Below are 13,730 nucleotides of genomic sequence, written 5' to 3'. Positions count from 1 at the left end.
CGCTGACCCTTAGCGTGCCTGCTGGTCCGCTAGCTCAGCTGCTGATTTGCTCTGACAACTGGTGCAGATACCCTGATAGAGGACGTCCGCGCTCAGCAAAGTCATACCGTTGAGGCTTTGGGGGGCCAGGCAAGGCGCGCTTCCGATGGCGCAATCGACATCCTCAATCCTGCCGCATCTAATACAGACTGCGTGGTGGTGATTATCGCCGGTTCTGGTTTCGAAGAGAGCAGCAGACCCCGGGGGATCAAACTTGCGCAACATATTGATATCCGTTAAATCAGCTAGGACTACGTAGACCGACTGCACGGTGATATGAGGAAGCTCTACTCTTACCGCTTTGACTATGGTATCGGCTGTAGAATGCGGGTGCTCGTGCACCGCTGTGAGAACAGCGAGCCTTTGCTTGGTAACCCGCCTACCTTTGGACCGAAGCTGGGCTGACCATCTTTCGTGATGGGCGCTCGCTGGCGCTGGGGTGTAACCAGGAAGGTGGTGGCAACCGTCTGCTGATGAGGTGTCATTGTAAGAGGTCATCCCCCCACTTTAAGCTTGTTCAGAATATTTCACAATAAGCGGCGTATGTGGATCGAGTTTTGACTTTGGCGGTAGTTTTTCTGTGAATCCCGGCTTTCTGAAGCTATCTCCAGAGAGATTGCTGTGCGTAAGCACTCTTCGTAACATCCCCTAAGGTGCTATTTTGCCTTGTCAGATGCTATAAGAAAAAAACTTTACAAAAAAATTATTCTTTTTCTGAATTTTCGCGTCATGTTTTACCCTAAAACCACTCTTTATCTATGACAGTACAAAACTGTCACTGAGCAGACCGGTGCTATTACTAGTCAGATGGCCCGGAGGCTCGGTTTCTCTGTGGTCTTGGGAAATCACAGAGATAGTAATAGCGGACAACATATGTGCAAAGGTCATGGAGACCAGCGCACTTGGGGCGGAAGACCTTAGCTGTACTGGGAAGCAGTTAAGGAACGAAGCTTGGTAGCATCCCCCGATGCTACCCGGGAGGCTACCTCCGCTGAAAAGAACGGTAGCCCCCCACACCTGACAGGCATAGTAAGTGCAGGGCCGTTCGCGGGCTCTGCATCGTACATGCTCGCTACATTAGAACTAGAGAAAAAGAGAGCAACAGGTAACACGACCGTTCGCGGGTGGTGATACCAGTAAGCGCTTGAACTGCATACTGAAAAGACCTACAAAGCCTAAGAGGAAAGAATGCTATCGCAAGCGTTCAGCCCGGAATACCGCGTGGTGTGTTCTGGCTCTAGGGTCGCAATAGTTTGGCTAAGGCCCGGGGCCTTAGCCAAACTACTTTTTTATCTACATCACTCTTTTGCTGTGACATTTTATTGAGTCTCATTTGTCGATAGACTGAAAGACAGCCCCTTTTTGACTAGGCGGGGCGTGTCTTTGATGGGGAGCTTTTATGCCGCAGCGTAACGCCACTACTACGGCGCATAGCGGGCCGTCTGATGAACTGTTGCTATCTGATATCCGTGAAGGGAAGCTGGATTCCTACGGTATTTTGTACGAGCGCTACGTCAGCATGGCCCGGGCCGTCGCTATCAAACATACTTCTAACCCCACTCTGTCAGAAGATATTGTTTCTGAGGCCTTTGTTCGCATACTCCAGGCGCTCAAAAATGGTAAAGGCCCCAAGACATTTATGGGCGGTTACCTAGCGACCACTATCGCCCACCTGGCAGCTGAAAACGGGCTTATTCGTCAGAAAGAAGTTCCCAGTGAGGATAACTACCTCGAGTCAGCTAGCTCCATAGATGAAACGGTGCTCCACCTGAATGACTCCGATGAGCTTATTGCCGCCTTCACATCCCTGCCCGAACGGTGGCAGACAGTTTTGTGGATGACCGAGGTTGAAGCAAAGAAGCCGCGCGAGGTCGCCATGAGCCTCAACCTTTCAGCCAATGCTGTGTCAGCTTTAGCTACCCGTGCCCGTGAGAGCCTCAGAGAAGAGTTTTTGAAGGCACACCAAAATGCTCCTAAAACCCGTGAATGTGAACAGTACAACCCGCACCTCAGCTCCATGGTTCGTGGGTCTCTCACCAGGAAGCGCACCGAGGCACTTCGGGTTCACCTGGCAGAGTGTAGCTACTGCACCTCTGAATACCTCACGCTATCCGGAATCAACAAGTCAATGCGTGTGTGGGTTTTTCCTGTTTTGGCCGGGCTACTGCCGATAGTTACCGACAGCTCACGCGTGCTAGTGCCCTTCCTTACCGGTGCTACAGCCACCGGCGTAACCGCCGGCGGCAGCGCGTCGCTAGGCGGAATGAATAAGAAGCCTATTCCACGTCACCCAACACTTGCAGGTACCGCCGCCGTTATCACCGCTGTGCTCGCTCTTGTGGGAGGCATCGTGATGGTCGGCAATTCACACGTGGATGATTCTGCCGAATCCACCACAGATTCCCAAGCAGCACAGGGCCTCTCAATACCTCAGACTGAGGAAGTATCAGACTCTGACGGTAATCAAGACAAGGGGGGAGGGGGAGCAGAAAATGACGCTGCCGGTGCCAGTGCTGCTGACAAGGTGCAGAGCCAGAATGCAAGCTCGGATAGATCTGACCGCTCTTTAGCTGATGAAGCAAGCAACCCTGAGATGGCCCCAGCTTCACAAGGACTAGATGGGGCGGTTGGGGCACAATCGCTCGAAGAAGATGTTGTTAGTGAATCCTCTGATGAATCTTCTGTTGGCAGTGCAGATGGTGCTGGGGGAAGCAACAGCACTTCCTCAGAGGAATCCTTGGAGGTTTCCGATTCCTTAGCACCCGGTCCCCAACTAGAGCAGGAATCCGCGAGAGATGGGGATGGAACTCCATCTGATGCAGGATTACCTGGCAATGTTGAGGGTAACGGGGCAGCTACTGATCCTTTATCTCCCGCGGTTTCAAATGACCCCGATAATCCTATTGATCCCACCAATCCGATTGCCCCCCTGCCGCCAGCAGAATCTGCTGAGCCTGTGGAACCGGTTGAACCGGTTGAACCGGTTGAACCGGTTGAACCGGTTGAGCCTGTGGAACCGGTTGAGCCGGTTGAGCCTGTGGAACCAGTTGAGCCAGCTGAGCCTGTGGAACCGGTTGAGCCAGTGGAACCAGTTGAGCCGGTTGAGCCCGTGGAACCAGTTGAGCCGGTTGAGCCTGTGGAACCAGCTACCCCGGCTGATCCTAACGATTGGGTAGGAACCCCTGAATACCAAGAATTTATGCAGAGCGTGCCCTGGGATGCCTTCGGTCAACCCATCGCCGGCAACAGTCTTTGCATCATTCGTTATTCGGTCTGGGATGAACAAGTATTCTTTATAACCTATATCCCCCAGGTGGTTTTGGAGCACCCCCATGCCATCTATATTCTTAAGGAATTTCTGGGTTTACCCTCTATTGATGTGGTAGCTTGCTACCGCTAAAGGTATGGGCTGGTCGTCAGCAGCCCATGGGTTGATAGCCCTCAGCTGACAAGCTCCCTCCACGGAGTGATGAGGTTTATTCTTTAATAAAGACCGGCACGCTGGCGGTCATCAACAGTAGAAAGGCTAAAAGTGCAGCACCACCACAATAACGGCCTAAAAACGGCGCTACTCCTGGGCTCCATGATTGGCTTCTTGCTCCTCATCGGCGCTGGTCTCGCGGCCTTTACCCGTAGTTCAATTTGGATTCTGCTGTTCGGTTTGCTGGGTGTGATTACCGTTGCCTACACCTACTGGAACTCCGATAAACTGGCTATTAAGTCGATGAAGGCCTACCCCGTTACCCGTGAACAGGTACCAGGTCTTTACTCCATTGTTGAGGAACTTTCAGCTAAAGCCGGCCAGCCTATGCCACGCCTCTACGTGGCCCCCACAATGACCCCTAATGCCTTCGCTACCGGCCGTAACCCGCAGAATGCTGCTGTGTGCTGCACCGAGGGCATCCTCCAGCTTTTAGATGAGCGCGAAATGCGAGGGGTGTTAGGGCATGAACTGATGCATGTTTATAACCGTGATATTTTGACCGGTTCTATCGCAGCAGCGGTTGCCTCGGTGATTGGTACGGTAGCCAATTTTGCTTCATTTGGCATGATGTTTGGTGGCGGCGGCAATAACGAAAACCGTGGTGGTGGTCTTCTCTTCTCACTGCTGATTGCCCTCTTTGCACCTCTCGCTGCTGGTATCATGCAAATGGCTATTAGCCGTACCCGTGAATATGATGCTGATGAGGACGGCGCGCAGCTGACCGGTGACCCGCTGGGGCTGGCTTCTGCTCTGCACAAACTTGAAAACGGCATTTCACGCTATCCCATGAACCCCAATAACCGGCAGGTGGCGGGAACTGCCTCCATGATGATTGCCAATCCCTTTCGTGGGGGTAGTGTGAAGAACATGATGTCCACTCACCCGCCCATGGCTGACCGCATTGCTCGTCTTGAAGCGATGGCTCGGGGGAACGGTCAGCTCTAAGCTCTCGGCACTCTACGTCTAATAAAACCAACCCCTACCGGGTAAACCCGGTAGGGGTTGTGAGGTTCTGCGAGGCTAGGCCAATTGGCCTTTAGCGGTAGTTCATAAACTGAAGATCTACCTCAAGGTCAGCACCCTTTAGCAGTGCGATAACGTCCTGCAGATCGTCGCGAGATTTTGAGGTAACGCGCAACTCATCACCCTGAATGGTTGCCTTAACGCTCTTGGGGCCTTCATCTCGGATAAGTTTCGTGATTTTTTTAGCCTGGTCTTGGGCGATACCTTCTTTGATAGAAGATTCGATACGGTATTCCTTACCAGATGCATAGGGGTCACCGGCGTCCAGAGATTTGAGCGAGATGCCACGTTTAACCAGTTTGGACTGGAAAACATCGAGCACAGCTAGAGCTCGCTCCTCTGAATTAGCCTTAATGAGAATTTTCTCGCCCGAGAAATCAATCTCAGCGCCAACGCCGCGGAAGTCGTAGCGCTGCGCTACTTCTTTTTGAGCTTGGTTGAGCGCGTTAGAAATCTCTTGTTTATCAACCTTAGAGACAACGTCGAATGATGAATCGCTAGCCATGAGCGCGCCTTCTTTCGTGGATAGATAGAGCGGTATAGGCCCCACGGGTGCGGGGTGGTGTTACCTATAACGGTACCTTGTCTTAGGGCCTTCTCGCTCAGAATATAAATCGTTATGAAACTGTCACTAAATTCTCAGGAAGGATTAACCTTGATGGACGAGAATAGGGGGTATGTTCGAAAACAGAAAAGAGATACGGGCACCCCACGGGGGCAATGCACTGTCATCTGACCCGCTCGCTGAAATGAAGGTGAGCGAAGAACAGGTTCAACGCGACTACAAAAACCTGATTGCTGAACTTGACCAGGAGAGTTTCTCTCAAGAGACTGAACCTCTAGATTTTGCGCCTAATCTTGGCTCAACACTCTATGTTGAAGCCCTCCGCGCACGCTTTGAGGGCGTCAAAGAAAATCTCGGTCGTGAAATTCTCAGCGGTATGTGCACCGTGGAGCAGGCTTATACCTATCTTGAAAACATGGAGATTTCGCTCTTGCTAGAGCAGGAGCTGTCCCTCACGGTTACCTCCTAAAACAGTCGCCCAAGCCTCTGGTTTCGTAGGCTTAGTCACAGATACCACCTAGAGTTTGCAAACTCTGCAAAGGCGTGTAAAGTATTCTACTGTTCGCTCAAACGAACGGTTCAAGAAATTGAACACGGCAGATTACCCGAGCGGCCAAAGGGGGCTGACTGTAAATCAGCTGGCATTGCCTACGGGGGTTCAAATCCCTCATCTGCCACAAACAATCCCGGTTCTTATGAACCGGGATTTTTTGTTTAAACTTCCCTTTACTCACCGGGTAAGGGCTACCGGTGCTACACCAGGATCTCAGACGTTTACTCAAAGTTAATTTAGACAGAACCCTCCGTAATCTTGAATGATTCCAGAAAACTGATTTAGAATGGGAGTATGGAAAGCAAGCAAATTACGGAGGCCCTCAGGGGTGCCGGCTTGCGCGTAACTGCCCCTCGCGTAACGACGATTGGCGTGGTCGCTGAGCAACCCCATCTGCAGGCTGATGCCATCGCAGCGGAGGTGCGCAAGCGGCTGGGTTCAGTCTCGACGCAGGCTATTTACGACATTCTCAACGCCCTCACAAGCGCTGGGATTCTGCGACGGGCCGCAGTGGACGGAAGGACATCGCGGTTCGAATTGGATTCAGGGGATAACCACCACCATATTGTCTGCACCGTGTGCGGGCGACTGGAGGACATTCCCTGCTTCGAGCAGGCGACACCCTGCATGCACCCGCCAAAGGGCACAGGCTTCGATATAAAAATCGCTGAAGTGCTCTTTCGGGGAGTGTGTGCCGATTGTCAAACCCCTTAACACAAGAAGGAGAACGACCTTGAAGTTCGACCCCACCATCCCCTCGACGACCGAAACCGGTGAGCGTCGTCAGTCAGATGCTCACTCACTATCTGTGGGCAATGACGGCCCCCTGCTGCTGCACGACGTAGCTCTGGTACAGAAGCTAGCACGCTTCGACCGTGAGCGTGTGCCCGAGCGCAGCCCCCACGCTAAGGGCTCCGGCGCCTTCGGTGAACTGGAAGTCACCGAAGACGTTTCCCAGTACACCAAGGCAGACTTCCTGCAGCCCGGTCAGAAGACCCGCATGCTGGCACGCTTCTCCACCGTTGCAGGTGAGCTCGGCTCACCCGATACCTGGCGCGATGTGCGCGGTTTCTCGCTGAAGTTCTACACCGAAGAGGGTAACTTCGACATGGTGGGTAACAATACCCCCATCTTCTTCGTGCGTGATCCCATGAAGTTCCCCGACTTCATCCACTCCCAGAAGCGTTTGCCCGATTCAGGACTGCGCGATGGCAACATGCAGTGGGACTTTTGGACTCGTTCACCCGAGTCCGCTCACCAGGTCACCTACCTGATGGGCGACCGCGGTCTGCCTATTAGCTGGCGCCACATGAACGGTTACTCATCCCACACCTACATGTGGGTCAACGAGAGTGGCGAGAAGTTCTGGGTCAAGTACCACTTCCTTACCGACCAGGGCGTAGAGAACTTCACTAACGAAGAAGCTGAAGCGCTCGCTGGTAAAGATGCCGACTATCACCGTCGTGACCTCTTTGACTCCATCAAGAAGGGCGACTTCCCCAGCTGGACCATGTACGTTCAGATCATGCCTTACGAGGACGCCAAGAAGTACCGCTTCAATCCCTTCGACCTGACCAAGACCTGGTCAAAGAAGGACTATCCACGCATCAAGGTTGGACGTTTCACTCTGAACGAGAACCCCGTCAACCACTTTGCACAGATTGAACAGGCTGCATTCTCGCCCTCCAACACCGTTCCAGGTACCGGCATCAGCCCCGACAAGATGCTCATCGGCCGTGTTTTCTCATACCCCGATGCTCAGCGTCACCGCATTGGCACTAACTACAACCAGCTGCCAGTGAACGCTCCCATCAACGCGGTAAACTCGTACGACAAGGAAGGCCACATGCAATACTTCCACAGCGGCGATGCTCCCGTTTATGCACCCAACTCCTACGGCCGCGGTCATCAGAGCGATGACAACGCTGTTGTAGATAACGGCTGGGAAGCAGATGGCGCCCTGGTGCGCGCAGCTTACACCCTGCACGCTGAGGACGATGACTTCGGTCAGGCACGCACCTTGCTGCGCGAGGTTTACACCGAAGAGCAGCGCGAGCGTATGCTGGACACCCTGGCAGGTCAAGCACCTGACCTGGACGACATCATCTACCCCCGCTTCATCCAGTACTGGAAGAACGTGGATGCTGACTTCGGCGCCAAGCTCGAAGCCCGCGGCCGCGATGGCCAGGGTGGGGATGACCCCGTTGGTGCCGGCGAAGCATAAGCTTCACCCTTGCTAGCTCAGAAGCCCACCTTCTCAGGGAGAAGGTGGGCTTCTTGCTGGTCGTTGAGAGTTCTTTCAAAGTGAAACCGCTTGGAAAAACACCGCTAAACCTGTAGCGTGTTTTTCATGGCAACCATTGAAATCACGCAAGAAAACCTCACCCAGAACGTCGAATCATCAGACATTCTCTTTCTCGACTTCTGGGCCGACTGGTGCGGCCCCTGTAAGCAGTTCGCTCCTATCTACGAAGAGGCTTCGCAGAAGCACGAGAACATCACCTTCGGCAAAGTAGATACCGAGGACCAGCAGCAGCTCGCAGCCGCTGCGGGCATCACCTCTATCCCCACCATTATGGGCTTCCGTGAAGGAGTGCTCGTTTTCTCTCAACCCGGCGCGTTGAACGCTCAGCAGTTCGATCAGGTTATCGAAGCCGTTCAGGGCCTCGATATGGCTGAAGTTCACCAGCAGGTCGCTGACGCCGAAAAGGCTCAGCAAGAAAACGCCGAATAAGCTTTCAACAAGTTTTCTGGCCGCCACCGGGTGCTACCCGGTGGCGGTTTTTCTATGGGGAAAGTTAGAAGGACCGGTGATCTTCTGGAGCTAGACGAGCTGCGCGGCGTGGCTCAGAAATGCCCGCAGCCTTAATTAGGCTAACGACCCGTTGCCGATGCCCTCGATAGGGGGCTAATAGCTCAACCATGCGCGCATCGTCCCCGCGCCTGCCGTCAAAGGCATAGGTTACATGGTGTGCCAGGTGGTAGTCACCCACCGATACCGCATCGGGGTGCCCGCAGAAACGCTGTAGAGTCTCAGAGATCGTCCATGGCCCTACACCGGGTAAGGACGCCAAGGCCCGCGCTAGGGGTGCCACATCACCTGCTGATGCCAGGCGTTCAAAAGAATTTGCGGTTCGCGCGTACTGCACAATGGCATCAGACCGGGCACGGTCGTAACCGGCCCGATGCCAGGTCCACGAGGGGATACTTGTAAATACTGAGGCTTCAGGGAAGATGAGCATACCGGCAGGCTGGTCCGGCTCACCGGTGGCAGGCACCGGCTGACCATACTGACGCAGCAGGGCACGCATGCCGCCCATCGCCTCGATACCTGTCACCCTTTGCTCGGTAATCGCCTGAATCAGGTTCTGGCTGAGCAGACCGATGGCAGGTAACCGTAAACCCGGATTGTGCGCACGAGTAATTTGTAGGCGCTGGGGGAGGAGCTCCCAGGTATCCGACCCGTAGAAAGCAGACCAGTGGTCATCTTCACCCAGCCAGGCGGGAACCCTGCGGGCAAAAGACTCAAAATCAGCAACGGCCTGGGCGCCAGTAGCCTCAGACCAGAGGGTGACCGCCACTGGAGCTTCTAAACCTCCCCCGGCTTCCCGGCGAAAGCGAACCAGAAGACCGGTGCTGCCCTCGCGGGCTGTAGCCCAGTAAGCCTGTCCGCGAACATCCTTCACCGATCTGAAGAGCGGGTCAAAAGTGCCACGCTGCAGGGGAGCAAAGGTCTGCCCCAGGTGCAACCTGTGGCTTGGCTCAAGGGTGAAGGACGCCCGCAACATGGTCACCATTTTCTCATGACTACCAATGGATAAGTTGAAGAGAGCCTCCTCTATACTGGGACGGACAGATTTTAGCCGCATCTAAGAGGCTCATGGCACCGTTAGCTTTACTCCCGGAGACACACCGCACCCGCGCGCGGGCGCTCGCTGCTGCCCTTGCGTTGGTCGTTTTTGCGCTCTATAGCCTTTACTCCTGGTTTCAATGGCGCCATTTTGTCATCCCCTCTTGGGACTTGGGAATCTTTGCTCAGCTGGCCAAGGCTTATGCCAACAGCCAAGCCCCCATCGTCCCTATTAAGGGTGAGGGCTTTAATCTGCTGGGGGACCACTTTCACCCCATCACACTTCTCCTGACGCCCTTCTACTATGTGTGGCCCAGTCCAGCAACCTTGCTCTACGTGCAAAATGCTCTGATTGCGTTATCGGTCTACCTGCTGGTGCGGTTTGCTCAGCAGGTGCTACCTACCGTCTCAGCTCTCTGCCTGGGCGTTGCGTATGCACTCAGCTTTGGGGTGCAACAGGCCGTTTCCGTGCAGTTCCACGAGGTGGCTTTTGCTTTGCCTCTGCTGGTCATGTCCCTGGGCTACCTGGTAATTTCAAGGGTGACTGATCAGCCTGCAAAAGCGCTGCGGAGGGCCGTCTACTGGGCCGCCCCGCTTGTCTTTGTCAAAGAGGATATCGGTATTACGGTCACCGCTATAGGGCTGGTCGCCCTGCTTCGTACCGGCTGGTTGAGGCAAGCTACTGACCTAGTGTTCCCCTCAGCGAGTAAAGACCCCACCACTGTGCGTCAGCGTCTGCGCACCGCTCTTTCATCCTGGATCAGTACCCCTGCTGTTGCGGAAACAAGCGTGCTGGCGCTGTGGGGCCTCACCTGGTCCCTGCTCGCTGTAGGGCTGATTCTGCCCTACTTCAACACCGGGGGAATCTTCGACTACTCCGATAAACTGGATGTGGGAGCTGCTATCGGTAACCCACTGGGTGCTCTGGCCCAGTTCTTCTACCCCTGGCAAAAATCAGCCTCCCTGGGGCTCATTCTGCTGGTCGGCGTCCTCGCCTGGGTAGCTAGTCCTCTAGCCCTCATTGCCCTCCCCACCCTCCTTTGGCGTTTCCTCTCCCCGCAGGAGGGCTATTGGCTTTCGACCTGGCACTACTCCCTGGTGCTCATGCCCATTGTTTTTCTAGCGCTACTGGATGTCTGTGCGCGGCCCCAGCGAACTGAAGGTGGGGGAACGGGCAGGAGCGCTCGCTTCCGGCAGTCTTACCGCCGCCTAGCACCCCAGGGTCTGCCCGCGCTAGCACTAGCCGTAGCGGTGGCACTCACCCCGCAGCAGCCCCTCTGGCAACTAACAGACCCTAGTTTTGCTACCTCCCAGCTCTCAGCATCGGACGCCGCTAAATACAAGGTACTGGCCTCTATTCCGGAAGGTACCACCGTTGCTGCTGACCTCTCGGTGCTTACCTACCTGGTCGAGCCGAACACCGTCTACTGGATTGGGCACGAGGGTAAACCTGCCCCCGACTATGTGGTCATTGACAGGCTGGGAAGCGCCTGGAACGGCAAAGCTCCCACCGACATCGCCGCTTACGCCTCAGAGCGCTACCAAGCTACCTACCTGCCCCACCACAGCGTCGGTACTATCGATGTTGTGTGCAAAATCAGTGACTAGAAGAGGTAGATAAGGTGTGCTGTACCTTCCATCACCACAGCACCTTAAACAACAAAACCTCCTGTACAGTTGAGACCGTAAGTATCGGGAACCCCCGACGATTCTCTTAGCGCCCATGCCCATTTTCTGGCACAGACAGGGCTACGCGCGTTCAACTTTCACCCCATGGCACAGGTGAGACGGTTGAGCCACCGATAGAGAAACTGATAAGTATCAGCTCGCCCAAGCGCGCCTCCTTCACCTGCACACACGTGCAGAGACACGTTAGCTCCGTTGCCACGAGATCTAACCCACCTGTCACTGGCTTCTAGAAGTTAGACCGGTTGCAGCCGTTCACACGGCTACCGAAACAGACGAAGAATAAGCGCCCACGATGAAGACCTCACCTGAGGCCCCTCGCGAGCAACCAGGGGAACAACCCGTGCAGCGCAACCAACGACAACAGCGCTGAACCCCCACTCGATGAGGAAAACATTGACTGAAAATACTGCTGTTAACGCAGAAACCGCAACCAACGACCTATTCAAAGAACCGGTTGCAGACACCACCACTCATGTTTCAGAAAACACCGAAGCACCCGCTGAAGAAGCAGGCATACGCTTCACCGACCTGGGCCTGGACGCCCGCGTCCTAGCGGCCCTTGAAAAGGTTGGCTACGAGAAGCCCTCACCCATCCAGGAACAGACCATCCCCCTGTTGCTTGACGGCCGCGACGTTGTGGGTCTGGCGCAGACCGGTACCGGTAAGACCGCTGCCTTCGCTGTACCTGCTCTCTCACGTCTGGCAGAACTGGCCGACGTCAATGGTCACACCAAGGACACCCAGGTGCTTGTTCTTGCACCCACCCGCGAACTCGCCCTGCAGGTAGCAGAAGCCTTTGGCTCCTACGCCACCGAAATGGACGACTTCACTGTGCTACCCGTCTACGGTGGCTCACCCTACGGTCCCCAGCTGTCCGGCCTCAAGCGCGGTGCACAGGTTGTCGTAGGTACCCCCGGCCGCGTCATTGACCACCTCAAAAAGGGTTCACTAGACCTCTCTAACCTGCAGTACCTGGTGCTCGATGAAGCCGACGAAATGCTACGCATGGGCTTCCAGGAAGCCGTTGAAGAAATCTTCGAGCAGACCCCTGCTACCAAGCAGGTAGCCCTCTTCTCGGCGACCATGCCCAAGAGCATCCGCAAAATCGCTGAGCAGTACCTCAATGACCCCGAAGAAGTTCGCGTTAAGTCAAAGACCACCACTAGCTCCAGCATCCGCCAGCGCTACATGCAGGTCATGCACTCCCACAAGCTGGAGGCAATGACCCGCGTGCTTGAGGTTGAAGATTACGACGGCATCATCGTCTTCGTTCGCACCAAGCGCGAAACCGAAGAGCTCGCAGACAAGCTCAAGGCCCGCGGTTTCCAGGCTGCTGCCATCAACGGCGACATCCCCCAGAACCAGCGTGAGCGCACGGTTGAGTCCCTGCGCGATGGCCGCATTGACATCCTGGTAGCAACCGACGTCGCGGCCCGCGGTCTTGACGTTGAACGTATCTCCCTGGTCGTTAATTACGACATCCCTCACGACACCGAATCCTACGTGCACCGCATTGGCCGTACCGGCCGCGCAGGCCGTACCGGTGAAGCGATTCTGTTCATGACTCCCCGCGAAAAGTACATGCTGCGCCAGATCGAAAAGGCAACCCGCCAGCCGGTCGAGCAGATGCACATGCCTTCAGTAGATGATGTGAACGAAAACCGCAAGCAGAACTTTGCTCAGCAGATCACTGACACCATCGAAACCGAAGACCTCAGCTTGTTCCGTGAGCTCATTAACGCTTACGCCTTGGAACATGATGTTGAAGGTGAAGAAATCGCAGCAGCTCTGGCCTTTATCGCCCAGGAAGGCCGATCCTTCCTCATTGAGGACCTGCCCGAGCCCAAGCGCAAGAGCCGCGACCGCGACTTCGATCGTGACTCTGACCGTGACGATAAGCCCCGCGGCGGGCGTCGTGGCCAGGAAGAAGGCATGGTTGACTACAAGCTCAACGTTGGTCGCTCTTCCCGCGTAAACCCCGGCATGATCGTAGGCGCACTGACCAACGAAGGTGGCCTTAACGGCAAGCAGGTTGGTTCTATCGATATCCGTGACCACTTCTCCATTGTTGGTCTGCCTGAAGATCTACCCGGCGACTTCTTTGACCGCTTAGAAAATACCCAGATTAACGGTGAATTCATCAACATCAAGCGCGATCGCGGCCCCAAGGGTGGCGGCGGACGCGGTGGTCGCAGTTTCGGCGGCGGGCGCGGCGGCTATGGCGATCGTGATCGCGGTGGCGACCGTGGTGGTCGTGGTGGCTACGGTGACCGTGGTGGACGCGGCGGCGACGGTGGCGGCGACCGCGGTGGTCGTGGCGGTTACAGTGACCGTGGTGGACGCGGCGGCTACGGCGACCGCGACCGCGGTGGACGCGACTTCGGCGGCAGGAAATTTGGCGGCCGCAAGAGCTACTAAAGCTTAATGAGTGGGCTGCTGCCGGGGTAACCGGTGGGCAGCCCACTTCCATGGAGCAAGGCGCAGAGGTGACCGGCTTCCTGTGTTATCTCAACACAGAAAGCTGTGG

Annotated in this window: 11 protein-coding genes and 1 tRNA gene; 9 read left to right on the top strand and 3 right to left on the bottom strand. The window is 55.4% G+C overall.

What is annotated here, in order from left to right; genetic code table 11:
• Positions 1-9: 9 nt before the first annotated feature.
• Positions 10-537, bottom strand: a complete 528-nt coding sequence (locus M3668_RS02900; RefSeq protein WP_251379301.1) for a Fur family transcriptional regulator — start codon at positions 535-537, stop codon at positions 10-12.
• 901 nt (positions 538-1,438) lie between these two features.
• On the opposite strand from M3668_RS02900, the gene M3668_RS02895 reads away from it, so the two are divergent.
• Together M3668_RS02895 and htpX are read left to right on the top strand one after the other, a co-directional pair.
• Positions 1,439-3,439, top strand: coding sequence for a sigma-70 family RNA polymerase sigma factor (locus tag M3668_RS02895; RefSeq protein ID WP_251379300.1), 2,001 nt, complete (start codon positions 1,439-1,441; stop codon positions 3,437-3,439).
• Positions 3,440-3,571: 132 nt separating this feature from the next.
• Positions 3,572-4,468 (top strand): zinc metalloprotease HtpX, encoded by an 897-nt coding sequence (htpX, locus tag M3668_RS02890; protein ID WP_345444126.1) that lies wholly within the window; start codon positions 3,572-3,574, stop codon positions 4,466-4,468.
• 91 nt (positions 4,469-4,559) lie between these two features.
• On the opposite strand, the gene M3668_RS02885 is transcribed toward htpX, so the two are convergent.
• A complete protein-coding gene (locus tag M3668_RS02885; protein ID WP_237202342.1) occupies positions 4,560-5,051 on the bottom strand; it encodes a YajQ family cyclic di-GMP-binding protein in 492 nt (163 codons plus the stop codon).
• A gap of 172 nt (positions 5,052-5,223) precedes the next feature.
• Between M3668_RS02885 and M3668_RS02880 the strand changes: the two genes are divergently transcribed.
• The 5 genes from M3668_RS02880 (at position 5,224) to trxA (ending at position 8,398) form a co-directional block, all read left to right on the top strand.
• The gene (locus tag M3668_RS02880) at positions 5,224-5,580 is read left to right on the top strand and encodes a hypothetical protein (protein ID WP_251379299.1); all 357 of its coding nucleotides are present in this window, start codon (positions 5,224-5,226) and stop codon (positions 5,578-5,580) included.
• 126 nt (positions 5,581-5,706) lie between these two features.
• Positions 5,707-5,788, top strand: a tRNA-Tyr gene (locus tag M3668_RS02875).
• A 170-nt stretch (positions 5,789-5,958) separates the two neighbouring features.
• On the top strand, positions 5,959-6,378 hold the full coding sequence (locus M3668_RS02870) for a Fur family transcriptional regulator (protein ID WP_251379298.1): 420 nt from the start codon (positions 5,959-5,961) through the stop codon (positions 6,376-6,378).
• A 19-nt stretch (positions 6,379-6,397) separates the two neighbouring features.
• Positions 6,398-7,888, top strand: coding sequence for a catalase (locus tag M3668_RS02865; protein WP_251379297.1), 1,491 nt, complete (start codon positions 6,398-6,400; stop codon positions 7,886-7,888).
• 126 nt (positions 7,889-8,014) lie between these two features.
• Entirely contained in the window at positions 8,015-8,398 is a 384-nt protein-coding gene (gene trxA, locus M3668_RS02860; RefSeq protein WP_251379296.1) for a thioredoxin, read from the top strand.
• Between the two features lie 64 nt (positions 8,399-8,462).
• On the opposite strand, the gene M3668_RS02855 is transcribed toward trxA, so the two are convergent.
• Positions 8,463-9,461, bottom strand: coding sequence for a DNA-3-methyladenine glycosylase family protein (locus M3668_RS02855; protein WP_251379295.1), 999 nt, complete (start codon positions 9,459-9,461; stop codon positions 8,463-8,465).
• Between the two features lie 83 nt (positions 9,462-9,544).
• Between M3668_RS02855 and M3668_RS02850 the strand changes: the two genes are divergently transcribed.
• Positions 9,545-11,122, top strand: a complete 1,578-nt coding sequence (locus tag M3668_RS02850) for a DUF2079 domain-containing protein (protein WP_251379294.1) — start codon at positions 9,545-9,547, stop codon at positions 11,120-11,122.
• A gap of 462 nt (positions 11,123-11,584) precedes the next feature.
• Entirely contained in the window at positions 11,585-13,621 is a 2,037-nt protein-coding gene (locus M3668_RS02845; protein ID WP_251379293.1) for a DEAD/DEAH box helicase, read from the top strand.
• The last annotated feature ends 109 nt before the right edge of the window (positions 13,622-13,730 follow it).

The organism is Rothia sp. P100, from assembly GCF_023712425.1.
In the GTDB taxonomy this organism is placed as follows: Bacteria; Actinomycetota; Actinomycetes; order Actinomycetales; family Micrococcaceae; genus Rothia; species Rothia endophytica.
Note: the sequence above shows the minus strand (reverse complement) of the source record. Positions and strands in the feature narration are given on the sequence as shown.

Excerpts from the sequence above, each read along its gene's own strand:
- M3668_RS02900 (WP_251379301.1), bottom strand. The coding sequence starts at position 537 with ATGACCTCTTACAATGACACCTCATCAGCAGACGGTTGCCACCACCTT.
- M3668_RS02895 (WP_251379300.1), top strand. The coding sequence starts at position 1,439 with ATGCCGCAGCGTAACGCCACTACTACGGCGCATAGCGGGCCGTCTGAT.
- M3668_RS02885 (WP_237202342.1), bottom strand. The coding sequence starts at position 5,051 with ATGGCTAGCGATTCATCATTCGACGTTGTCTCTAAGGTTGATAAACAA.
- M3668_RS02880 (WP_251379299.1), top strand. The coding sequence starts at position 5,224 with ATGTTCGAAAACAGAAAAGAGATACGGGCACCCCACGGGGGCAATGCA.
- M3668_RS02870 (WP_251379298.1), top strand. The coding sequence starts at position 5,959 with ATGGAAAGCAAGCAAATTACGGAGGCCCTCAGGGGTGCCGGCTTGCGC.
- trxA (WP_251379296.1), top strand. The coding sequence starts at position 8,015 with ATGGCAACCATTGAAATCACGCAAGAAAACCTCACCCAGAACGTCGAA.
- M3668_RS02855 (WP_251379295.1), bottom strand. The coding sequence starts at position 9,461 with ATGGTGACCATGTTGCGGGCGTCCTTCACCCTTGAGCCAAGCCACAGG.
- M3668_RS02850 (WP_251379294.1), top strand. The coding sequence starts at position 9,545 with ATGGCACCGTTAGCTTTACTCCCGGAGACACACCGCACCCGCGCGCGG.
- M3668_RS02845 (WP_251379293.1), top strand. The coding sequence starts at position 11,585 with ATGAGGAAAACATTGACTGAAAATACTGCTGTTAACGCAGAAACCGCA.